Source organism: Brachybacterium equifaecis (assembly GCF_023509525.1).
In the GTDB taxonomy this organism is placed as follows: Bacteria; Actinomycetota; Actinomycetes; order Actinomycetales; family Dermabacteraceae; genus Brachybacterium; species Brachybacterium equifaecis.
On sequence record NZ_JAKNCJ010000005.1, the window covers coordinates 111,640 to 133,152 of the forward strand.

17 protein-coding genes, 3 tRNA genes and 1 riboswitch are annotated in these 21,513 nt (G+C 71.7%); of the genes, 10 read left to right on the top strand and 10 right to left on the bottom strand.

From position 1 onward, the window contains the following. Window positions 1-40: 40 nt before the first annotated feature. Together Bequi_RS10460 and Bequi_RS14265 are read left to right on the top strand one after the other, a co-directional pair. Window positions 41-922: a C2 family cysteine protease gene (locus Bequi_RS10460; RefSeq protein WP_249737884.1), complete on the top strand. Its 882-nt coding sequence runs from the start codon at window positions 41-43 to the stop codon at window positions 920-922. Window positions 923-1,049: 127 nt separating this feature from the next. Continuing rightward, window positions 1,050-1,634, top strand: coding sequence for a DUF937 domain-containing protein (locus Bequi_RS14265; protein WP_283774909.1), 585 nt, complete (start codon window positions 1,050-1,052; stop codon window positions 1,632-1,634). A 125-nt stretch (window positions 1,635-1,759) separates the two neighbouring features. Here Bequi_RS14265 and Bequi_RS10470 read toward each other — a convergent pair. Continuing rightward, window positions 1,760-1,833 (bottom strand) — tRNA-Met (locus Bequi_RS10470). Between the two features lie 104 nt (window positions 1,834-1,937). Beyond that, window positions 1,938-5,033, bottom strand: coding sequence for a UPF0182 family membrane protein (locus Bequi_RS10475; RefSeq protein ID WP_249737885.1), 3,096 nt, complete (start codon window positions 5,031-5,033; stop codon window positions 1,938-1,940). A 146-nt stretch (window positions 5,034-5,179) separates the two neighbouring features. Here Bequi_RS10475 and Bequi_RS10480 point away from each other — a divergent pair, with 146 nt between their 5' ends. Then, complete coding sequence (locus tag Bequi_RS10480; RefSeq protein WP_249737886.1) at window positions 5,180-5,794, top strand: PPA1309 family protein; 615 nt, start codon at window positions 5,180-5,182, stop codon at window positions 5,792-5,794. Window positions 5,795-5,904: 110 nt separating this feature from the next. Here Bequi_RS10480 and Bequi_RS10485 read toward each other — a convergent pair whose 3' ends face one another. Both Bequi_RS10485 and Bequi_RS10490 read right to left on the bottom strand, forming a co-directional pair. Then, entirely contained in the window at window positions 5,905-6,456 is a 552-nt protein-coding gene (locus tag Bequi_RS10485; RefSeq protein WP_249737887.1) for a single-stranded DNA-binding protein, read from the bottom strand. 274 nt (window positions 6,457-6,730) lie between these two features. Next, the gene (locus tag Bequi_RS10490) at window positions 6,731-7,357 is read right to left on the bottom strand and encodes a superoxide dismutase (protein ID WP_249737888.1); all 627 of its coding nucleotides are present in this window, start codon (window positions 7,355-7,357) and stop codon (window positions 6,731-6,733) included. 141 nt (window positions 7,358-7,498) lie between these two features. On the opposite strand from Bequi_RS10490, the gene Bequi_RS10495 reads away from it, so the two are divergent. From Bequi_RS10495 to Bequi_RS10515, 5 genes are all read left to right on the top strand, one after another. Beyond that, a complete protein-coding gene (locus Bequi_RS10495; RefSeq protein ID WP_249737889.1) occupies window positions 7,499-12,229 on the top strand; it encodes an ATP-dependent helicase in 4,731 nt (1,576 codons plus the stop codon). Window positions 12,230-12,253: 24 nt separating this feature from the next. Continuing rightward, complete coding sequence (locus Bequi_RS10500; RefSeq protein ID WP_249737890.1) at window positions 12,254-13,198, top strand: DNA-formamidopyrimidine glycosylase family protein; 945 nt, start codon at window positions 12,254-12,256, stop codon at window positions 13,196-13,198. A 6-nt stretch (window positions 13,199-13,204) separates the two neighbouring features. Continuing rightward, complete coding sequence (locus Bequi_RS10505) at window positions 13,205-13,663, top strand: ASCH domain-containing protein (RefSeq protein ID WP_249737891.1); 459 nt, start codon at window positions 13,205-13,207, stop codon at window positions 13,661-13,663. A gap of 117 nt (window positions 13,664-13,780) precedes the next feature. Next, window positions 13,781-13,856, top strand: a tRNA-Arg gene (locus Bequi_RS10510). A 59-nt stretch (window positions 13,857-13,915) separates the two neighbouring features. Next, window positions 13,916-14,266: a hypothetical protein gene (locus Bequi_RS10515; protein ID WP_249737892.1), complete on the top strand. Its 351-nt coding sequence runs from the start codon at window positions 13,916-13,918 to the stop codon at window positions 14,264-14,266. Window positions 14,267-14,306: 40 nt separating this feature from the next. On the opposite strand, the gene Bequi_RS10520 is transcribed toward Bequi_RS10515, so the two are convergent. The 4 genes from Bequi_RS10520 to Bequi_RS10540 are packed head-to-tail and all read right to left on the bottom strand — an operon-like array spanning window position 14,307 to window position 18,262. Then, window positions 14,307-15,089: an energy-coupling factor transporter transmembrane component T family protein gene (locus Bequi_RS10520; RefSeq protein ID WP_249737893.1), complete on the bottom strand. Its 783-nt coding sequence runs from the start codon at window positions 15,087-15,089 to the stop codon at window positions 14,307-14,309. Further along, window positions 15,086-16,864: an ATP-binding cassette domain-containing protein gene (locus Bequi_RS14270; protein WP_347271993.1), complete on the bottom strand. Its 1,779-nt coding sequence runs from the start codon at window positions 16,862-16,864 to the stop codon at window positions 15,086-15,088. Before Bequi_RS14270 ends, Bequi_RS10520 begins: the two co-directional genes overlap by 4 nt. Next, window positions 16,854-17,558 carry an ECF transporter S component gene (locus Bequi_RS10535; RefSeq protein WP_249737894.1) on the bottom strand — a complete coding sequence of 235 codons (705 nt, stop codon included), beginning with the start codon at window positions 17,556-17,558 and terminating at the stop codon, window positions 16,854-16,856. The genes Bequi_RS14270 and Bequi_RS10535 overlap by 11 nt, the downstream gene beginning before the upstream one ends. Beyond that, on the bottom strand, window positions 17,555-18,262 hold the full coding sequence (locus tag Bequi_RS10540) for a Ykof family thiamine-binding protein (RefSeq protein WP_249737895.1): 708 nt from the start codon (window positions 18,260-18,262) through the stop codon (window positions 17,555-17,557). Before Bequi_RS10540 ends, Bequi_RS10535 begins: the two co-directional genes overlap by 4 nt. Before the next feature lie 37 nt (window positions 18,263-18,299). After that, a riboswitch (TPP riboswitch) is annotated at window positions 18,300-18,408 on the bottom strand. Window positions 18,409-18,447: 39 nt separating this feature from the next. Here Bequi_RS10540 and orn point away from each other — a divergent pair. After that, window positions 18,448-20,352, top strand: coding sequence for an oligoribonuclease (gene orn, locus Bequi_RS14405; RefSeq protein ID WP_347271994.1), 1,905 nt, complete (start codon window positions 18,448-18,450; stop codon window positions 20,350-20,352). Window positions 20,353-20,448: 96 nt separating this feature from the next. Here orn and Bequi_RS10555 read toward each other — a convergent pair whose 3' ends face one another. Further along, on the bottom strand, window positions 20,449-20,655 hold the full coding sequence (locus Bequi_RS10555; protein WP_249737896.1) for a hypothetical protein: 207 nt from the start codon (window positions 20,653-20,655) through the stop codon (window positions 20,449-20,451). Window positions 20,656-20,821: 166 nt separating this feature from the next. Here Bequi_RS10555 and Bequi_RS10560 point away from each other — a divergent pair. Then, window positions 20,822-20,894 (top strand) — tRNA-His (locus tag Bequi_RS10560). Between the two features lie 153 nt (window positions 20,895-21,047). Here Bequi_RS10560 and Bequi_RS10565 read toward each other — a convergent pair. Further along, complete coding sequence (locus Bequi_RS10565; RefSeq protein ID WP_249737897.1) at window positions 21,048-21,371, bottom strand: tautomerase family protein; 324 nt, start codon at window positions 21,369-21,371, stop codon at window positions 21,048-21,050. Between the last annotated feature and the right edge of the window lie 142 nt (window positions 21,372-21,513).

Genomic DNA, 21,513 nt, shown 5'->3' on the forward strand with positions numbered 1-21,513 from the left:
CCATGCCGCCGCTCGTCCGCTCCCACGGCCGGCACGGCGCATGAGATGGCGCCATGCGCTGCGCGCGCTCGCAGATCTGCGAGCGCGCGCAGTCGTGCATCCGGGCCCCGGCATCGGGGTCGGTGCGGCTCCCGACGAGCCTTTCGAGACCTGCGCGGCCGCCCCGCAGACCGTGGGCCTCGGCCCTCACGCGAGCGGCTTCCGGGAGGACCGCACCCGCATCGATCTGCGGGCGCGACCCCGGCAGGGTCGGCTCGGGGACTGCTGGGTGATGGCGGGGTTGCTCGCGATCCACAGCGCCGCTCCCGAGCTGATCGACGAGCTCGTGGGCGTGAGCACCGATGTGCGCACCGGCGTCTCCACGGGGCGGGTGCGGCTCTTCGAGAGGCAAGGCGGCCGGCTCGCGCCGGCATCGCGGCGCCTGCAGCGCATCGAGGTGGAGGTCGACCGGATGATGCCGGTGGACTCCGCCGGCGCGTGGGTCTATGCGACCCAGTCGGGCCGGGGCGCCGCCGCCGGCCCCGGGTGGGCGGGCATCGTCGAGAAGGCGCTCGCGCAGCGCCTCGCGGGCTCCTACCGCTTCCTCGCCCGCGGCCTCGGGCGCTACGGGCTGCAGGCGCTGACGGGTGCGCGCGTGCGCACGCACCTGCTGCTGCCCTCCTCGCGCCGCCTCGCCCGCTGGACGGCCGACGGGCACGCCGTGCTCGCCTCCACCCATCCCCTCTCGTTCCTCGTGCGGACCTCGCAGGGACGGGTCCCCACCTCTCATGTGATGGCAGTGGTGGGAGCGGATCGCCGCACCGGCCACGTGCACCTGCGGAACCCGTGGCGGCCCGACGACCTCCTGGTCATCGACCGCCGCTCCTTCCGGCGCGCGTTCGTGTCCGTCGATCGGACTGCGCGGCCGCTGCGCCGATCCTGAACCCGCCGGCTGCAGGGACAGGAGACCGGGGCATCAGGAAGCTGAGGATCGGGAATGGCAGGATTCTCCCCACCATGACCGGTTCCGGCTCCCTCGCCGCGAGGCGAGCCCTGACGAAAGGCCCACCATGACCAGTGCAGCGGATGACATCCTCGGCCAGCTCCCCCTCGATCAGCTGGCGCAGCAGCTCGGGCGGCAGCCCGAGGAGATCGAGGAGGCGGTCCGCTCGGCCGTGCCGAGCATGATCGGCGGCCTCGAGCGCAACGCCGTCGAGGGCGGCCAGGAGGAGTCGATCGCGAAGGCGCTGTCCGCGCACAGCGCCTCTCCCCTGTTCGCCTCGGGCAGCGTCCCCCTGGACCAGGTGGACGCGGAGGACGGCTCGAAGATCGTGCGTCACATCTTCGGAGAGGACCCCGCTGCGGCGGCGCGTCAGGTGAGCGCCCGCAGCGGTGGCGATCAGGACCTCCTGCGCCAGCTCCTCCCGATCCTCGCCCCGATCGTGCTGGGCTACCTGGCCCGGCGCATGGGAGGCGGCCAGGGCGGCAGCGGCGGCGGGATCCTCGGCGACATCCTGGGCGGCCTGGTTGGCGGGATGGGCTCCACGCCGGGCAGCGGCGGTCTCGGCGGGGGCACCGGATCCGGCGGCCTCGGAGGCGGTCTGAACGGCGGGCTCGGAGCGATCCTCGGGCAGATCCTTCGCGGAGGCCGCTGACCGCGTGCCGCGAGCGCCGCGCGCTGGGCCCTGGCCTGCAGAGGCCAGGGCCCGGGCGGGAGTCCCGCGCACAGCACAGCAGAAGGGCCTGATCAGCATTGCTGCTGATCAGGCCCTTCATCTCGTAGCGGGGGCAGGATTTGAACCTACGACCTCCGGGTTATGAGCCCGGCGAGCTACCGAACTGCTCCACCCCGCGTCGACAAGAACTACTCTACGTCGCCCCGCCGGGCCGGTCCAGCCGAGAGGCGGTGAACGTGAACGACGCCACGTCCACCGCCTCGGCCGGGCACGGAGCGCCGATCAGCCGCCGCTGCCCCCGGTCGCGCTCTGCACCTCGGCATTGGCCTCGACGGCGCGGGTGAGGGCGTCGGCCAGCTTGTCCTGCGCAGCGCCGTACGCCGCCCAGTCGCCGGCCTGCATCGCCGCATCGGCCTCCGCGGTGGCCGCTTCCGCGTCCCGCAGAGCCGTGTCCAGGCGCTCCTGGGGCGTTCCCGCCGCGGGAGCGGGTGCAGGTTCAGCAGCCGGGTCCGTCGGAGCCGGAGCGGGGGTTCCCGCGCCCTCCTCGACCGTCCCCTCGCCCGTGACGGTGTCGGCCGAGCCGGAGACGCCGTCGGCCTGCACCGCGGCATCTCCGGCGCTCGCACCGGAGTCGCCGCCGAAGACCTTGTCCAGCGCCTCGTCGAGCGTCGGAGCGAACCCGATCTTCTCGCCGAAGGAGACCAGCACCATCTGCAGCAGCGGATACTGCGTGCCGCCGCCGGAGGTCGAGGACTGGATGTATACGGGCTGCACGTACAGCAGCCCGCCGCCCACCGGCATCGTCAGCAGGTTGCCGTTGATGACCTCGGAGTTGCCCGACTTCAGCAGGTTCAGCGCCTGGGACACGTTGGGCTCGGCGTTGAAGATCGCCTGCACCTGGCTGGGCCCGTTGACCGGATTGGTGGTGGGCAGCACCAGCAGGCGCATCTTCCCGTAGCTGTCAGCGGGGTTGCCGCTCTCGCTGCCCGTCTCGGAGTCGACCCCGAGGAAGCCGGTCATGACGTTCTGACCGCCCTGTCCCTGCACCGGGATGTAGTTCGAGGAGAGGGTGAAGCGCGGGGTCTCGTCACCCGGCATCTGCATGCTCAGGTAGTACGGGGGCTGCGGGAGCTGCGGCCCCGAGGTGCCGTCGGCCCGCTGGGACGCCGCGGCTGTCGGGTCGGGCGAGACCTGCCAGAAGTCCTGCTGGCCGAAGAACTCATCGGCGTCGGTGACGTGGTAGGTCGCGAGGATCTCGCGCTGGGCCTTGAAGTAGTCCGCCGGGTACCGCAGGTGGCCCATGAGATCGCCCGAGATCTCGGATGCGGGCTTGAGCGCGCCGGGGAAGACCTCGTTCCAGGACTTGAGGATCGGGTCCTCGGTGTCCCAGGCGTACAGCGTCACGGTGCCGTCGTAGGCGTCGACGGTGGCCTTGACGCCGTTCCGCAGGTAGTTCACGGACTGGGCGCGATGGGTGCCGCCGTCCTCCTGGCTGGTCTGCGAGTCCAGCGTCGCCCGGGGCAGGTCCAGAGTACGCGAGTACGGGTACCGATCCGTCGTCGTGTAGGCGTCGATCACCCACACCAGCGAGCCGTCGACCACCGCCGGGTACATCTGCGAGTCCAGCGAGAGGAACGGCGCGACCGCGTTCACGCGGTCCTGGGGGGCGCGGTCGTAGAGGATCTGCGAGCTCTCGTTCACGTAGTTCGAGATCACGATGTTCGGGTCGCGGAACTTGATCGCGTACAGGAGCCGGTTGAAGAATCCGCCGAGGCTCGGCCCGCCGTCGCCCTCGAAGGTGTTGGTGCGCTGCGTGCCGGCGTCCTCCGCCTCGGTGCCCGCCTGGTAGTCGAACTCCTGCGGCTCGCTGCCCTCCGGCGCGCCGACGATCGAGTACTCGGGCGAGTGCTTGCCGAAGTAGACGCGCTCCTGGAACTCGCCGAGGGCGCCCTGTCCGGGAACCCCGGACTGCAGGAAGGCGGGCTCGCCGTCGGCGTTGCGACGGTTGCCGTAGGCCGCGGCGACGCCGTAGCCGTGCGTGTAGACGATGTGGCGGTTCACCCAGGGCTGGGTGTCCAGCGAGAATTTGTCGGGGCGCAGCTCGCGCACGCCGATCACGGTGTCCTGGAGGGCGCCGTCGATCTCGTAGCGGTCCACGGCGAGGATGTCGTCGAATCCCCAGTACAGGCGGTTCGCCTCGCGCTGCTCGAACGTCGGTGAGACGACGGCCGGGTCGAGCAGTCGGATCTGCGCGGTGGTGTCGGCGTCCTCGCGCAGCGCGCCGGGCTCCGCATCGGAGGAGGCCGAGTAGGCGACCTCCTCGACGTCGTCCACACCGTAGGCGAGCCGCGTCGCGTCGATGTTGTGCTGGATGTACTCCTGCTCGAGCGCGCGCTCGTTGGGGTTCACCTGGAACTGCTGGATCCCCCAGGGGAGAGCGGAGCCGACCACGAGGGTGGAGAGCACCATCAGCCCGGCGCCGACGGCGGGGATCCGCCAGTCGGCGCGCCAGATCCACAGCCCGAACAGCGCCGCCACGATGACGGCGGAGATCGCGAGGATCGTCTGCGCGGGGATCAGCGCGTGCACATCGGTGTACGAGGCGCCGTGGAAGCGGTCGTGCTGCCCCACGAGGAGGTCGTAGCGGTGGAACCAGTGGGATGCGCCGAGCAGCAGCACGTAGAGCATCGCGAGGATCGCCAGGTGCCGCCGTGCGGCCTTCGTGATCTCGAGCCCCCGCTCCTGGCCCCACGAGAGGCCCCCGTAGACGAAGTGGCCGGCCACCGCGCCCACGGCGCAGACCAGCACGGCGAACTGCGCGAAGGCGATGACCATGTCCACCAGCGGGAGGGTGAAGACGTAGAAGCCCGCGTCCTTCCCGAAGATCGCATCCGCCTGGCCGAAGTCCTGCGGGTGGAGGAAGAGCTGCACCTCCTGCCAGGCCCGCGAAGCGGCGAGGCCTCCGAACGCGCCGATCACCAGGGGTGCGGCCCAGGTGATGCCCTGGCGCAGCGGATCGACCGCGGCGCGGAACTGCTCGAGCGCCTCCTGCTCGCGCGTGACGGGCGGGTACACCGGTCGGCGCGCATGCGTCAGGCGCAGGATCAGGAACAGCGGGATCGCGAAGGCGAGGAACCCGAGCACGAACAGGACCACCTGCGTGCCCCAGCGCGTCAGCAGCACATCCGAATAGCCGACCTGGTCGAACCAGAGGTAGCGGGTCCACACCTCGGAGGCCGCGATGAGCAGCGCGATCAGTGCGCCGAGCGCGCCGACGGTGATGGACAGCGGCGAGATGGGACGGCGCGTGCCGTCCGCGGGTGCCGGCTGAGGGCGGGGAGGTCGGGGCTGGTCGCCGATGGGGGCGGAGAAGCTCACGATGTCCTCTCGGAGAGAGCGGGCAGGATGGCGGCCGGAGGGGCTCCGTCGCCGAGGCCCTGATCGTGCTCTCCGGATACAGTGAAGCGCCCCCGGATGTGCCGGTGGCCCCTCTATTGTGACTGTCGCACCCTGGAAGGACCGTGATGAGCGGCTCAGCCCCCCTCAGCTCCGACTCGACCCCTCAGGCAGGGGCCGAAGACGGCCGCTCCCCCCAGGTCGATCCCCTCGATCCGCCGACCGCCGCTCTCGGCGCCGCGGTGGTGGAGCTCGCGCGCCACACGGAGGACGACTCCCTGCGGCAGGTGCGCTGGTTCGGTCTCCTGCGCAGCGCTCTGCTCCTCGCGGAGCAGCCCTCTCTCGCCTCTCTGCTCGGCGAGGATCTCGCGGCATCGGTCGCGGACGATCCCCTGCACCTGACCTCGGTCGAGCTCGAGTCCGCCTCCCGCAGCGCAGATCCGCTCGAGTCCCTCGCGCAGCTCGCGTGGCCCGGGGGGATGGTCGGCCTCGCCGCCGCCTTCGCGCTCAGCCCCGGATCGTGGCAGGGCCCCTCACGGGATGCGGGCACGGCGCAGGCCGACGGCGACCGCCCCGCCCAGCCCGCGGCGGGAGAGCGCCTGCGGGCGATCGTCGCCGTCCTGGAGGACGGCACGCGGTTCAGCGCGGTGCGCCAGGGCGAGAGCAGGAGCCTCGCCCTGGGCACCGCACTGCTGCCGGATGTCGCCGAAGCGCTCCAGGACGCCGTGGCCGGCGGGCGCTGAGCGCCAGCCATAGGGCACTGCGCACCGCGGACTGCGGAGCGAGCGCCCGGCATATGGCACTGCGCACCGCGCACACCGCGCAGCCGCCGCCCCGGTTCCGGCTGCAGGGCTCAGAACGGGGCCGCGCCGACGAGCTCCGACTCCTCCTGCGCGCTGGCGCGCTCCGGCTCCCGCTCCCCCGCCTGTGCGGGCGCGCTCTCGGCGCGCGTCGGCACCTCCCCGGCCTCTGCCCGCAGCGCGGCGAGGCGGGAGTCGTCCAGCACTTCGCCCGTGCGCACGTCCATCGCGGGGGCGTCCCGCCGCGAGCGCCGCGCGAAGGCGGCCGCGCCCCAGGTGAGGTCGAGCCCCACCGCCTCGGCCTGGATGGTCTGCGAGTAGGAGTCGGCGCCGTCCTCCCCGGTCCACTGGCTCGTGCCGAGACGCCCCGTGACGATGAGCGGATCGCCCTTCTTCACGCTCAGCAGCACGTTCTCGGCCTGCTTCTTGGACATGTAGACGTTGAAGTACTCGGTCTTGCGGTCCTTCCAGGTCTTCGTGTCCTGATCGAAGTAGCTCGCGTTGGAGGCGATCCGGACGTAGAGCGACTGAGCGCCCGCCCCGGGCTTGGTGAACCTCGGATCGTGGGTCGCGTTCCCGAGGACGGTGACGATCACATCGTGCATGGCGGTTCCTTCCGCTGTCCCGGGCTCGTGCCCGGTGCCGGCCTCGTGCCGACACCCCTACGGTCGTCCCTGCGCGCCGAGCGCTCCAGGGCAGGGCGTTGCCGTGGGGACAGGGGCGCGTTGGGGAGGATTCGCGCCTTCCCTCCCGCCGCCCGCCTGTCGGCCCTGGACGCGCAGCGGCGGCCGACCCCCGCAGGGATCGACCGCCGATGTGCGATCTCAGCAGCCGGAGCTGCCGTGCGGGCTGAGCGCATGCGCTCAGGCGCTTGCTCGATCAGGCGCCGGGGTTCACCAGGCCCGTGGTCTTCGTCGCGTTCGCGAAGCGATCGGAGACGTCGGCCCAGTTGACGACGTTCCAGATGGCCTTGACATAGTCGGCCTTCACGTTCTGGTAGTCGAGGTAGAACGCGTGCTCCCACATGTCCAGCTGGAACAGCGGGACCGTCGCGACGGGGATGCCGTTCTGCTGGTCGTAGAACTGCTCGATGAGCAGGTTCTTGCCCAGCGGGTCGTACGCGAGGATGGCCCAGCCGGAGCCCTGGATGCCGAGGGCCGCAGCGCTGAACTGCGCGCGGAAGGCGTCGAAGGACCCGAAGAACTCGTCGATCGCGGCTGCGAGCTCACCGGTGGGCTTGTCGCCGCCGTTCGGGGAGAGGTTCTTCCAGAACACGGAGTGGTTGACGTGCCCGCCCAGGTTGAAGGCGAGATCCTTCGAGAGCTGGTTGATGCTGCCGAAGTCCTCGGCCTCGCGCGCCGCCGCGAGCTTCTCGAGCGCGGTGTTCGCGCCCTTCACGTAGGTCGCGTGGTGCTTGTCGTGGTGCAGCTCCATGATCTTGCCGGAGATGGCCGGCTCAAGAGCGCTGAAGTCGTAGTCGAGATCGGGAAGCGTGTACTCCGCCATGGGATCACCCTTTCAACGTCGGGATGCGAAAGCCGCTGATCGCAGCTCCTCGCCTTCGCAGCCATTGTGCCACCGGCACCTCTGAGACCCCTGGGCGGATCCCGGATCTCGTCTGTCCCCCGGACGGTCCACAATGGGGCGATGACCACCACGCGGCCGGGCCCCGGATCCTCAGCGCAGCCCGAGCGGGCGCTGGATCTCCTCTCCCCCGCGACCGCCGCCTGGTTCCGAGAGGCCTTCGGCAGCCCGACCCCTGCGCAGGCCGGGGCCTGGGAGGCGATCGCGCGGGGCGACGACACGCTCGTGATCGCGCCGACGGGCTCGGGCAAGACCCTCGCCGCGTTCCTCATGGCGATCGACGCCCTCGCCTTCCCGCGCGAGGACGCGCCCGCCCCGCAGTCCACCTCGGTCCTCTACATCTCGCCGCTGAAGGCCCTCGGCGTGGATGTCGAGCGGAACCTCACCTCCCCGCTGGTCGGGACGATGCGCGCAGCCGAACGGCTCGACCTGCCCCGGCGCGAGATCAGCGTGGGCGTGCGCACCGGCGACACCCCCGCGGCTGACCGTCGCCGCCTGATCTCCCATCCGCCGGACATCCTCATCACCACCCCCGAGTCCCTGTTCCTGATGCTGAGCTCGGCGGCGCGGGAGACTCTCGCCGGCGTGCGCACCGTGATCCTCGACGAGGTCCATGCCGTCGCGGGCTCGAAGCGCGGAGTGCATCTCGCACTCTCGCTCGCGCGCCTGGACGCGATGCTCCCCGTCCCCTCCCAGCGGATCGGCCTGTCGGCCACCGTCGAGCCGGCCGACGAGGTCGCCGCGTTCCTCACCGGGAGCGGCCGCCCGCGCGAGTGCGCGGTCATCCGCCCGCCGTCGGCCAAGCGCTGGGATCTCTCCGTCACCCTCCCGGTCCCGGACCTCTCGGCCATCGATCCGCCCGCCGATGCGGTCGACGAGGACGATGTCTCGGGCACGATCTGGCCCCACGTCGAGCGCGCCGTGCTCGATGAGATCGAGGAGCACCGTTCGACGATCGTCTTCACGAACTCCCGGCGCCAGGCCGAGCGCCTCACCGGCAAGCTCAACGCGCTGCACCGGCGACGAGCCCAGGGCTGGCACGCGGGCGAGGTCGCAGCGATCGGACCCTCGGACCTCGTGGATGCAGAGCCCTCGGACCACGTCGCAGTGGAGGACATCGCCCGCGCCCATCACGGCTCGATGTCCAAGGAGACCCGCAAGGAGATCGAGGAGCAACTGAAGGCCGGGGAGCTGCGCTGCGTGGTGGCGACCTCCTCCCTCGAGCTCGGCATCGACATGGGCGCTGTCGAACTCGTGGTGCAGGTGGAGACGCCCTTCTCCGTCTCCTCCCTGCTCCAGCGCATCGGCCGCGCCGGGCATGACGTCGGAGCGGTCTCCCACGGCGCCCTGCACCCTCTCCATGCGGCCGATATCGTCCGCGCCGCTGTCACAGTGCGCGAATCCCTCGCCGGGCGGATCGAGCCGCTCGCGGTGCCGCGCAATGCCCTGGATGTCCTCGCCCAGCACACCGTCTCCGCGGCGCTCGCAGAGGACCTCGATGTCGAAGCCTGGTTCGACCTGGTCCGCTCAGCCTCCCCCTACCGAGCGCTGCCGCGCTCCGCGTTCGACGCGACGATCGATCTGCTCGCCGGGCGCTACCCCTCGACCGCGTTCTCCGAACTGCGGCCGCGCCTCGTCCACGATCGCGAGGAGGGCACCCTCAGCGCGCGTCCCGGCGCGCAGCGCCTCGTGGTCACCAGCGGCGGAACGATCCCCGATCGCGGCCTCTACCCCGTCTTCCTCGTCGCAGGGGCCGACGACTCCCAGGCGAAGCGCGTCGGCGAGCTCGACGAGGAGATGGTCTACGAGTCCCGCCGCGGCGATGTCATCACTCTCGGCACCAGCTCCTGGCGCATCGAGGAGATCACGCACAGCCGCGTCACCGTCTCCCCCGCGTTCGGCCTCTCCGGCAGGATCCCCTTCTGGCACGGCGACGGCGTGGGCCGCCCGGCGACACTCGGCCGCGCGATCTCGAGCGCGCAGGCGGAGCTCTCCGCGATGGAGCCGGAGCGCGCACGCGCCGCTCTCACCGAGCTGGGCCTGGATGCGAACGCCTCCGGCCAGCTGCTGGCATACCTGGCCGAGCAGCAGGAGACCACCGGCATCGTGCCCGGCCCCGACCAGCTCGTCGTCGAGCGCTTCCTCGACGAGCTCGGCGACTGGCGCGTGGTGCTGCACTGCGCGCTCGGGCAGCGGATCACCGGGCCCTGGGCGCTCGCCGTCGGCGCGCGCGTGGAAGAGCGGTTCGGGCTGGACGGGCAGGTGATGGCGGCCGACGACGGCATCGTGCTGCGGATCCCCCACGGCGAGGAGCCGCCCGGCGCCGACCTCTTCCTGTTCACCCCGGAGGAGATCGAGGAGGAGGTGCGGCGGCTCGTCGGCTCCTCCGCGCTGTTCGCCTCCCGCTTCCGGGAGTGCGCCGCCCGCGCCCTGCTCCTGCCGCGCCGGGATCCCGGCACGCGAGCGCCGCTGTGGCAGCAGAGGCAGAAAGCCGCGAACCTGCTCGACGTCGCCCGCCCCTACCCGCAGTTCCCGATCATGCTGGAGGCCGCGCGCGAGTGCCTCCAGGATGTCTACGACCTCCCCTCGCTCGTGGACCTCATGGGCCAGGTCGCGGGGCGCCGCGTGCAGGTGCGCGAGGTCGAGACGGACACCCCCTCCCCCTTCGCGCGCTCGCTCCTGTTCGGGTACCTCGCCCAGTTCATCTACGACACCGACGCTCCGCTCGCCGAGCGACGCACCGCGGCCCTCGCCCTGGACCAGACGCTGCTGGCCGAGCTGCTCGGCACGGTGAGCCTGCGCGAGCTGCTGGATGCGGAAGTCATCGCCGAAGTCGTCAGCCGGCTCCAGGCCGTGGATCCGGAGCGGCGCCTGCGCGGAGCCGAAGACCTCGCCGACGCCCTGCGCCGCCTCGGGCCGCTCACTCCCGCCCAGATCGGCGAGCGCCTCGCGGAGGGGGCCGACGCCCAGGACGCGATCGCCCAGCTGCTCGTCTCGCGGCGCGCGATCGAGGTGCGCATCGCAGGCGCACCGCACATCGCCGCCATCGAGGATGCCGGTCTGCTGCGCGACGCGCTCGGCACCGCGATCCCCCCGGGGGTGCCGGAAGCGCACCTCGCACCCGCGGCCCGCGCGGTCCCGGATCTCCTGGCCCGCTGGGCGCGGGCCCGCGGCCCCTTCACCCCCGATGAGGCGATCGCCGCCTTCGGACTGGCCCCAGGGGTCGCGCGCTCGGCGCTCGAAACGCTCACCACCGACCGCATGCTCTCGAAGGGCGAGTTCACCCCCGGCCGCGAGGGCGAGGAATGGGTGGACGCCGAGGTTCTGCGCCGCATCCGCCGGGCGAGCCTTGCCGCCTCCCGCCGGCAGATCGCCCCGGTCCCAGGCCCCGTCTATGCGGAGTTCCTCTCGCAATGGCAGCACCTGCGGATGAGGGACGCCGAGGGCCGCACGCAGCGCGCCGCGTGGTCGGGGGCCGACGGTCTGCTGTCCGTGATCGACCAGCTCACGGGGGTGTCCCTGCCGTTGAGCGCCTGGGAGAGCCAGGTGCTGCCGGCGCGACTGGCGTCCTTCTCCCCGGGGCAGCTCGATGCGCTCTTCGCGAGCGGCGAGGTGGTGTGGAGCGGCCATGGACGACTCGGTGCGGCCGACGGCTGGATCCGCCTGCACCTCGCGGACGCCCTCGCGCTCGGCCTGGATGCCGGAGCGCTCGAGGCGGCCGCTGCCGCACTGCCCGAGGAGGGCCTGCCAGCTCGTCTCCTCTCCCTGCTGCGCTCCGTTCCCGGGGCCCTGCGCCACGGGGAGATCCTCACGGCACTGGCCGATCAGGGGCAGGCGGCTGCGCCTGCGGAGCTGCACGAAGCGCTGTGGGAGCTGGCCTTCGCGGGTCTCATCACGAACGATTCCTTCGAAACACTGCGCACCTTCGGTCTCGGCCCGGCGCCGAAGCAGTCCTCCCGCGGCGGCCGCTCGCGCCCTGCGAGCCGGCGCGGCGCCGCGCGACTCTCGGCCGCGATGATGCGCTCTGGTGCGAGCAGCCCCCAGGAGCTCGTCACCGCGAGCACGGGCGGGTCGGGCGGGCGCTGGTCGGCGCTGCGGGTGCCTGCGGTCGATGCCGGTGCGCGCTCGGCCGCGATCGCGACGCTCCTGCTGGATCGACACGGGGTCGTCACGCGCGGGGCGATGGGCGTGGAGGACATCCCCGGTGGGTTCGCTGGTGTGTACCGGGTGCTGTCGGCCCTCGAGGAGAACGGGACGTGCCGCCGCGGCTACTTCGTGGACGGGCTCGGCGCCTCGCAGTTCGCCCCCGTCGAGGGCGTCGATCGCCTGCGCGACCTCGAGCGGGAGATCGAGACCGCCGCGGCGCGAGCGCAGGACGTTTCCGCGGCCGGCGCAAGCCGCTCCGTGGCGCTCGCCGCGACGGACCCCGCGAACCCCTACGGCGCAGCTCTGCCCTGGCCGCCGCTGCCGATAGCCCCGCCGGAGGGTGCGACCCTCCGGCCTGCGCGGCGCGTCGGCGCGATCGTGCTCCTGCTGGGAGGCGCTCCCGCCGCCTACGTGGACAAGGGCGGCAAGTCGCTCCTGTGGTGGGCGGCGCCGGAGGAGACCCCGCTTACCGCGCAGCTGCTGGTCGCAGCGGTTGCAGAGGATTCGCTCCTCCCGGCCCTGCAGCTGGAGAGGATCAACGGCCACAGCATCGGCGATGTGCAGGTGAGCGCGATCGCCGAGGCGCTGGTCACCGCGGGCTGCTACCGCTCACCGCGCTCGCTCCGCCTGCGCGCGGGCGGCCGCTGATGCGCGAGATGCGAGGAGGCCCCGGTGCCTGAGGGCGATACCGTCTTCCGCCAGTGCGCGCGCCTGCACGATGCGCTCGCCGGCGGCACGCTCACCCGCGCCGAGCTGCGCGTCGCCGCGCTCGCGACCACCGACCTCACAGGCTGGAGCGTGCGGGAAGTCGTGCCCCGCGGGAAGCACATCCTCATCCGCCTCGATCCGCCCGCGGAGCTCGCGCAGGCCGGGCAGGTGCCGCTGACGCTGCGCAGCCACCTGATGATGGACGGCATCTGGAGCACCGACGGGAAAGCATTGCGCGCGAGCGATGCGTACAGCGGGCCGCGCGAGGCGCACACGATCCGCATCGCGCTCGAGGTGCAGCATCCCGATGGACATGTCGGCCGAGCCCTCGCCTTCGACGTGAAGCGGGTGCGCCTCGTGCGCGAGCGGGAGGAGGCGGAACTCGTCGGCCACCTCGGGCCGGATCTCCTGGACCCGGAGTGGGACGACTCCCTGCGGGACGAGGCGGTGAAGCGCCTGCTCGCGCGCCCCGAGCGCGCGCTCGGTCTCGCCCTGCTGGATCAGCGGAACCTCGCCGGCATCGGGAACATCTATCGCTGCGAGCTGTGCTTCCTGGAGCGCCTGCACCCGGCGAGGCCCGTGAGCGATGTGGCAGATCCGGTCGCACTCGTGGATCGTGCCCGCCGCCTCCTGTTCGTCAATCGCGAGCGCACCGTCCGCCAGACCACCGGCGGCATGATGGGCCGGCGCGACGGGGACCTGTGGGTCTACGCCCGCGACGGCACGCAGTGCTGGCGCTGCCGCACCCGCATCGAGCGCGGAGAGCTCGACGAGCCCGAGCAGGAGGACGCCGAGCCGCGCGTGATCTACTTCTGCCCGCAGTGCCAGCCTCCGCCGACCGACGGCACCCCCGCGCTGCGGCAGTTCGGGCGCCCCGGCGGGCGGCGGCCGCCGACGAGGAGATGGTGAGAGATAATGACGGATCGGCAAGAGACGCCCGCGACGGTGCACGTGCCTGGCTTCGGCCGGATCCCCGCCGGTGAGTACGGCTTCCCCGGACCTCAGCGCGACGCGATCGTTCACGCGATCCTCACCGGCGCGAAGAGCGGGACATCGAGCTTGCTCGAGGAATATCGTCGCGCTGACGAGAGCCTTCCCGCAGCGGGCGAGCTCGAAGTGGTTCTGGACTCCTCCGGGCGGCCCGTCTGCGTGACGCGCACGAGCGGCGTGGAGCTGCTGCGCCTCGCCGACGTCACGGATCAGCATGCGGCCGACGAAGGCGAGGGCTTCGCGGACGCCGCCGCCTGGCGGCGCGCGCACGAGAGCTTCTGGACGTCGCCGGGGTACGTGGAGGCCCTCGGCGAGCCGGCGATCGTCATCGCGGACGACACGCAGGTGGTCTACCAGCGCTTCGTGGTCATCGCTCGGCCCTGACCGGGTTCCCCCCTCATGCGTTCCTGGCTGGGAGCGGAACGACACCGCGTGGGACCTGGCCTCTGCGGATCGGTATGCTCGTGGCGTCCTGCACGCGGCTCCGACCGCCGCAGGCACGCCTCCATAGCTCAATGGATAGAGCAACGGCCTTCTAATCCGTAGGTTGCAGGTTCGAGTCCTGCTGGGGGCACCACAGGCGCAGAGATTTTCCTGCGCGCCTCAGTTCTCTTCCGACGCTCCTCCCCTCCAACGGTGGCGGTGGCGCGCGGCAAGAGCGATCATGGCCCCATGCGCGACGATTCAGGGGAATGGACCCACACGGGCACGCAGGTGCTCGCACTGCTCACCGAGTTCGATGTCTACGGACTGCAGCCCGGCGGTCCCGACGGCTGCCCGGAGGATGAATACGCCCCGGAAGCCACCCAGCTCGCGCGTCACCTGACCGAGAACGGCACGATCGACCTCGCGGCAGTGGACGCGATCTGGCTGCACTGGTTCTCCCAGACCATGAGCGAAGCCGCCGGTCCAGCGCGCACAGCGGAGTTCGTGGAACGCCTCAATGCCCTGGCCCTGCCGCCTGCACCGCTCGACAGCATGTCCTGACAGAGCGCTGCCGCTCTGGGGCGAACCGCTGGCCGGCGGATCACCCTCGCCCGAGCACGACCACCGCCGCCATCGCGCCGAGCACCGCCACCGCCATTGCCCCGTCGCGCCATGTGCACGTGACCGGCTTCCACATCGTGCGCGGTCCCTGCGCGAGGCCCCGGGACTCGAGGGTGAACGCGATGCGCTCGGAGGAGCGGATCGCGCCGACGAGCAGGGCGAACGCGCATGACGCGTGCTCCCGCAACGTGAGGCGCCGCCCCTGCTTGCCCCGGGGAGCGTTGGCACGGCGGATGAGTCGTGCCTGTGCGAGGGTGCGCCACTGCGCGGGCAGGGTGTCCAGCAGCCGGTGACCGGCCAGGAGCGCGTAGGCGTAGCAAGGGCTCACGTGCGCGTGGCGGATGAGGCTCATCATCAGTCGCTTCGGCTCGGTGACGTGCGTGAACGCGACCGCCCCCACCCCGATCACCAGAGTGCGCAGGGCCAGCGCGATGCCGATGGCGATGCCTTCGGCGCTCACCCGCACGGGCAGGTGCGGCCACAGCTCGGTCCCCGGTCTGCTGAGGGCGTTGACCATGACCACGCCCAGGCCGAATCCCGCGAAGGGGATCTGGGCGAGCAGCAGTCGGCGCACGCCGATACGGGCGGTGGCGAGCACCCCGACGACGAGCGCACCGTAGAGGATCCCCAAGGTGCGGATGTCGAGGATCAGCACGCTCACAGCAGAGACGAGGACGAGCAGCGCGAGCAGGACCGTCGGGCAGCGCTGTCCGAGCCAGGAGTCCCTCCCGGCGAGCGCCCGGCTGGCAGCAGCGCCGTTCATCGAGCCGCCCCCTCTCGGCGGCCCTTCGCGACCGGGAGCTCCGCGGCGCCGTCGCGACTGCTCACTGGTCCGGGGATCTCCGGCGCTACCCCTGGGCTCGCGAGAGCGAAGAGCGTCTCGCGCAGCGGCAGTCCCGCTCCGAGGATGCGGGTGAGCAGCGGCGGGACGGACATCCCGGCCCGGGCGGGGATCGACGGATCGGCCGTCAGCGCCTCGGGAGTCCCGCCGCGGGGCAGCGCGTGCAGGCGCCCGTTCTCCAGGAGCAGCGCCCGGTCTGCGCACTGGGCGATGGTGCGCAGATCGTGGCAGGTCATGAGGACCGCTGCTCCCCCGTCGGCGGCCTCCCGCAGCATCGCGAGCACCTCGTGGGTGCTCGCGCGGTCCAGTCCGAAGGTGGGCTCGTCGGCCAGGAGCACCCGGCGCCCGTGCGCGAGCATCGCCGCCAGGGAGAGCCTGCGCTTCTGCCCGCCGGAGAGGGAGAAGGGGCTGCGGCCGGCGAGGTCCGCGAGCCCGAGCCGTTCCAGCGCTTCGCCCGCCCCGGCCGGATCGCCCAGGGCGATCTCCTCGATCACCGTGGGCATGAGGAACTGGTGCTCGGGATTCTGGAAGGCGAGCCCGGTGCGCTCTCCGCTCACTTCCCCCTCCCACGGGTCCAGCAGGCCGGCCAGGAGCGTCAGGAGAGTCGACTTCCCGGCGCCGTTGCGCCCGATGACCGCCGTGATCTCTCCGGCGCGCAGCTCCAGGTCCACGCCCTGCAAGACCGGCGTCTCGCCCCATCCCGCCGTGACCGCCCGGGCTTGCAGCATCACCTCTGCGGCAGGTGCGCCCTGCGTGCGAGGGACCTCTCCCGCTTCGCTCGCGGCGGCCACGCGCCCTGCACCCACGGGGCCATGAAGCGGTGCGGAGTCACGGGACGCTGCTGGATCGAGCGCCGCTGTCCCCTCCTCCAGCCGGCGGGCGAGCTCCGGCAGGAGCGCGAGCTCGGTCTGGGCCGGAACCCAGCAGCCCTCCTCCAGCAGGGCTCGCCCGTGCTCGCGGAGCACCAGGTCCGTCGGCCCGTCGGCCCGCACGCGGCCCGAGCGGTCCAATGCGATCGTGCGGCTGGGCAGGCCCTCCACCCCTTCGCCCGCGGTCCATTCATCCAGGCGGTGTTCGACCAGAATGGTGGTGACGTCCGCGGGGACCACGCGCAGCGCCTCGCGCACCGCCGCGATCCCCTCGCCGTCGAGCATCGCCGTGGGCTCATCGAGCAGCAGCACGCCGGGCTCGGCCACAAGCGCTGCCGCGAGCGCGACCCGCTGCAGCTCGCCCCCGGAGAGCGCAGCGGCATCCCGGTCCTGGAGATGCGCAGCGCCGACTGCACCGAGCGCCAACGTGATGGCCTGGCCGATCAGTGCGGGGGCGACGCCGCGCGATTCGAGCGGCAGCGCGATCTCGTCGGCCACGATCCTCATGGCCACGCCGGCGGCAGGATCCTGGCCGACGAAGCCGACCGCCCCAGCGGTCGCCGCGACACCGCCCGCCACCGGGTCGATGCGTCCGCCCGCGGTGAAGATCTCGAGGCTCCCGGTCACGTGGGCGCGCACGTGCTGGGGGATCGCCCCGGCGAGCGCGCGCAGGAGCGTCGACTTCCCGGCCCCGGAGGGGGCGATGATCAGCACCGCCTCCCCCGGCTCGATCGTGCCGCTCCAGGGGCCGACGCCGTCGCCGCCGGGCAGCACGATCTCGAGCTCGCGGGCGCGGAGCTCAGCACCTTGCACTGACTCAGCGCTCACGCCGGGGCGTCCCCGCGGCCGGATCCGCGTCGGCACCGATCGCGAAGTTCACGAGCACTCCCGTGCGGGCGAGCGCATCCACGATCACCTTCGCGAGCAGCCCGCCGAGAACGATGCCCGAGAGCGCCTGGATCACCAGGCGCAGCATCCAGATGTCCTGGCCGTACCAGCCGAGCCGCAAGCTCGTCCAGAAGAACACGAGCGTCGCGCCGAGCAGCCCCGAGACGGCGAACCGCATCCATCCCCAGCGCCGGTACCGGCCGAGCGCGAAGGGGATCTCGCAGCCGAGCCCCTGGAGGAAGGCCGCCAGCAGCAGGAGGGGGCCGACGGGGCTGCCGAGGAAGACCACCTCCACGACGGCGGCGAGGATCTCCGCGATGATGCCGACGAAGGGGCGGCGGATGATCGCCAGCGCGATCGGCGCCACCAGCAGCCACGTGCCGAACAGGATGTGCTGGGAAAGGTCCCCGAGGGGGCCCATGGCGATCGCCAGGGCCGTCCAGGCCTGCACGAACACCCAGTACAGGAAGCCGAACACCACGCCGAGCACGACCATGAGCACGATGTCTTTCATCGCGAGGCCCCGGCGCGCCGGCACGCCGCCACGCGCTCCCGTCCCCTCTGCTGCGCTCATCGCACCCGTGGCGGCCTTCTCGCTCGCGGTCGAGCCGGTGGGCTCCTGCGCCCCGCTCATCGTGCCGACTCCGCGGCCTCGACCTGGACAGGTGCCTGCGCGGCGCCGGATGCGCTCTCGCCCCAGGAGGGACTGTTCAAGGACACCGTGAGGTGGGAGGTGACGTGCTGGACGCTGCGGCCCGCGATCACCCACGCCCGGACCACGGTCGCGAGGACGTCCCCGAGGTCGCCCTCGAGGCGGGTCGCGAAGTGCTCGGAGACCCGGAAGGTGCCCAGCTCCTTGGCGACCTCGATCGCCGCCCAGATGTCGCGCATGTGGTCGGGATCAGGCGCCGAGCCGCCCGGGACGGCCGCCGGATCGGCGAGCGGGTACAGCGCCCACTCCCCTGCCGCCCGGTGACCGGTGCGTCGGCCCGTCGGCGCCTCCACGGCGCGGGGGCCAGCGCCGCCGGGCGCCTCGCAGGCCACCTCCCCCGGGCAGCCGCGCGAGAGGGTGATCGCGAGAGAGACGTGATGACCGCTGGCGGCGAGAGCCTCGCCGAGATCGGTGAGCAGGCGCAGGATCGCCTCCTCGGACCCGCCTGCATAGGTGGAGACGTCACCGGTGACGGGCGTGAGGCCGCTGGTGTCGAGGGAGTCGAGGGCCCCGGTGATCACGCGCGCATAGTCGTCGGCCATGACCGACGCGGTGATGCGGCAGCCGACGCCGAAGGCGAGGGGGTCGGAGGTGCGAGCTGTGCCTAACGTCGTGGAGAGCGCCATGGAGATACCTTTCGGGCATCGGCACGGGCGCAGGCGAAGATCGCCTGGCGAAGCTTCCTGCGCCGGCATGATCCGGATCAGGTTCTACGGTCGGAGTTGGAGAACTCCCTCTCAGCCCAGCTCACTGGACTCCCGTGCTCGAGCTCGAGCCTACCCCCGCCGGGCCGCCGTCGTACCCTTGAACGGTGAGCAACAACAAGAGCACCAGCGACCGGATCATCTGGGTCGACTGCGAGATGACCGGCCTGGACAAGCAGCGCGACGCGCTCGTGGAGATCGCCGTTCTCGTCACCGACGGCGACCTGAACATCCTCGGCGAGGGCGTCGACGTCGTCATCAAGCCCCCGGCCGAGGCGCTCGAGAACATGGGCGGCTTCGTGCGCACCATGCACACCACCTCCGGTCTGCTCGACCAGCTCGAAGGCGGCATGACCCTCGAGCAGGCACAGGCCGAGTGCCTCGCCTACGTGAAGAAGCACTGCCCCGACAAGGGCAAGGCGCCCCTCGCGGGCAACAGCGTCGGCACCGACCGCGTGTTCCTGGACAAGGACGTCCCCGAGTTCGCGCAGTGGCTCTCCTACCGCACGATCGACGTCTCCAGCCTCAAGGAGCTCGCCAAGCGCTGGTTCCCGCGCGTCTTCTTCAACACCCCCGCGAAGAACGGCGGGCACCGCGCCCTCGCCGATATCCGCGAGTCGATCCAGGAGCTCAAGTTCTACCGGGAGGTGCTGTTCACCGCGGATCCCGGGCCGACGACAGCGCAGGTGCAGGAGGTCGCGCGGCGCTTCGAGATCACGGCCGACGGCGACCCCGCCCACCCCCAGCCCGTCGCTGCAGCTCCGGCCCCGGCGGTCCCCTGGCTCGCGCGCGACTCGCACCGCGAGTGGCTCGCCGCCGAGGGCGAGAACCTGCTGGTGTTCGGCTCGGAGTCCTTGCGCGAGGACGGCGGCTTCGGCTGGCTCGACGAGACCGGCGAGCTCGATGCAGATCGCCCCGCGGAGCTGTGGATCACCTGCCGCATGACCCACTGCTTCGCCCTCGCCGCGACGACCGGCTCCCCCGACTTCGGCCGCTACGCCGACCACGGGATCGCCGCTCTGCAGGGCGTGTTCCGCGACCGCGAGCACGGTGGCTGGTACTCCGCCGTCGCCGGTGAGAGCGTCGTGAACGACGCGAAGGAGGCCTACGCCCACGCGTTCGTGGTGCTCGCTGCCGCGTCGGCCGCTGCCGCCGGCCGCCCCGGAGCCCGCGAGCTCCTCGACGAGGCGCTCTCCGTGCTGGATGAGAAGTTCTTCGACGAAGCCTCCGGGATGAGCGTGGACACGTTCGACCGCACGTTCACGACCTGCGAGGACTACCGCGGCATCAACGCGAACATGCACACCGTGGAGGCTCTGCTCTCCGCGGCCGACGTCACCGGAGAGCGCCGCTGGCTCGACCGCGCAGTGGGCATTGCGACCCGGGCGATCGACGAGTTCGCGCGCGCCCAGGACTGGCTGCTGCCCGAGCACTTCGACACCGAGTGGAACCCGATCCTCGACTACAACGAGGACGAGCCCGCCCACCCGTTCCGCCCCTACGGTGCGACCATCGGGCACTGGATCGAGTGGTCGCGCCTCGTGCTGCACGCCCGCGCCGCTCTGATCGCGCGCGACGGCTCCGCTCCCGAGTGGATGCTCGAAGCCGCGATCGCGCTCATGGAGAAGTCCGACGCGGCCTTCGGCCAGGACGGGAAGCCCGGCTTCGCGTACACCGTGGACTGGGACGGGGACGTGGTGGTGCCCGAGCGGATGCACTGGGTCGCCGCAGAGGCGACGGCGGCCGCGGCCGTGCTGCACCAGGTGACGGGCGAGGCTAAGTGGGCCGAGCGCTACCAGCAGTGGTGGGAGCACATCAGCGAGTTCTTCATCGACACCGCCGACGGTTCCTGGTTCCACGAGCTCGACGCGCAGAACCGCCCGCAGTCCGCGACGTGGGAGGGCAAGCCCGACATCTACCACGCCTACCAGGCGACCTTGATCCCCCGCCTGCCGGTCACGCCGACGCTCGCCGCAGCAGTGCGCGCGGACCTTCTCGATACGATCGGCTGAGGCCCGCGGGGCGGCCTTCCTTCACACGCGCGAGACCGACGTCCTGTTCCAGAAATTGGAACAAGACGTCGGTCTCGGGCGCTGACAGGGCAGCTGCTAGCGCAGCTCCGGTGCGGCAGCTCGGTCGCTCCGCGTCGCGCGCTCCCGCTCCAGCTCCTCGCGACGCTTCCAGGCATCCATCATCCCGGCACGCACTCCCAGGCGGATCACCCAGTAGACGACATAGAGCACGACCGCCCACATGACGACGATGCCGATGAGTCCGGCCGCCCCGATCCCCAGTTCCATCCCGGTACCGCCCATCGCTCAGGTTCCTTCCCCAACTGCGCCTCGGTGAACGCATCTGGCGAGTCTCCGCCGCCGCGTGCCACGATGCAAGCCGGATCACATCGACAAGGGCCCGCTCCGGCGTCGATGCCGTCTGAGGGCGTGTATGCTTGTTTCTCGTTGCGGGTCTGACCTGCGCATGGTGGTCGTAGCTCAGTTGGTAGAGCTCCTGGTTGTGATCCAGGCGGTCGCGGGTTCAAATCCCGTCGATCACCCCTTGTGATGTCTCAGGACATCGTTCATGACGAAGGGCCCCGATCCCGATCGGGGCCCTTCGTCATGTGCGCAGCTCTCAGTGGCGCACCCTCACGCAGTGCGCGGGCGACGACGAGCGGGCTGCTGCCAGTTCCGGCAGCAGCCCTTTCTGCTCAGCTCCCCGCCTGCAGCTTCCCGATCTCCTCGCGAGCGGCCGCGACCAGCTCAGCATTGGTGTACGCGCGGCCCCAGAGTCCCCAGCCGCCCTCGGGCGCCTCGGTCAGGAGCACCCACGTGCGCTCAGCCAGGCTCTCGTCCCCAGCAGCTGCTGCAACGGTCGCCGTCAGCCGGGCGACGACGGCGCTCTGCTTGTCGCGGTCGAGTGCCCCCGCATTGGTGAGGACCTGCACGCGCACGTAGTCGCTGTCGCCGTCCACATTGGAGATGGCGCCGGCGGGCATCTCGTGCACGAATGCGGCCGTGTTCTTGCGGAACATCGGGATGTTCGGGACCTGCTCGATCCATCACTGCGGCGGCGAGATCTCTCGCGAGCTGGTGCGGGGCGGGGAAAGTCCCCGCGGTGGCAAAGACGTCGATCATCGGCATGGTGCGCTCCTTCCGGCGGCGCCCCATGACGCC

Coding starts and splice junctions, on each gene's coding strand:
- Bequi_RS10460 (WP_249737884.1), top strand. CDS start 41: ATGAGATGGCGCCATGCGCTGCGCGCGCTCGCAGATCTGCGAGCGCGC.
- Bequi_RS14265 (WP_283774909.1), top strand. CDS start 1,050: ATGACCAGTGCAGCGGATGACATCCTCGGCCAGCTCCCCCTCGATCAG.
- Bequi_RS10480 (WP_249737886.1), top strand. CDS start 5,180: ATGAGCGGCTCAGCCCCCCTCAGCTCCGACTCGACCCCTCAGGCAGGG.
- Bequi_RS10485 (WP_249737887.1), bottom strand. CDS start 6,456: ATGCACGATGTGATCGTCACCGTCCTCGGGAACGCGACCCACGATCCG.
- Bequi_RS10490 (WP_249737888.1), bottom strand. CDS start 7,357: ATGGCGGAGTACACGCTTCCCGATCTCGACTACGACTTCAGCGCTCTT.
- Bequi_RS10495 (WP_249737889.1), top strand. CDS start 7,499: ATGACCACCACGCGGCCGGGCCCCGGATCCTCAGCGCAGCCCGAGCGG.
- Bequi_RS10505 (WP_249737891.1), top strand. CDS start 13,205: ATGACGGATCGGCAAGAGACGCCCGCGACGGTGCACGTGCCTGGCTTC.
- Bequi_RS10520 (WP_249737893.1), bottom strand. CDS start 15,089: ATGAACGGCGCTGCTGCCAGCCGGGCGCTCGCCGGGAGGGACTCCTGG.
- Bequi_RS10535 (WP_249737894.1), bottom strand. CDS start 17,558: ATGAGCGGGGCGCAGGAGCCCACCGGCTCGACCGCGAGCGAGAAGGCC.
- Bequi_RS10540 (WP_249737895.1), bottom strand. CDS start 18,262: ATGGCGCTCTCCACGACGTTAGGCACAGCTCGCACCTCCGACCCCCTC.
- Bequi_RS10555 (WP_249737896.1), bottom strand. CDS start 20,655: ATGGGCGGTACCGGGATGGAACTGGGGATCGGGGCGGCCGGACTCATC.
- Bequi_RS10565 (WP_249737897.1), bottom strand. CDS start 21,371: ATGTTCCGCAAGAACACGGCCGCATTCGTGCACGAGATGCCCGCCGGC.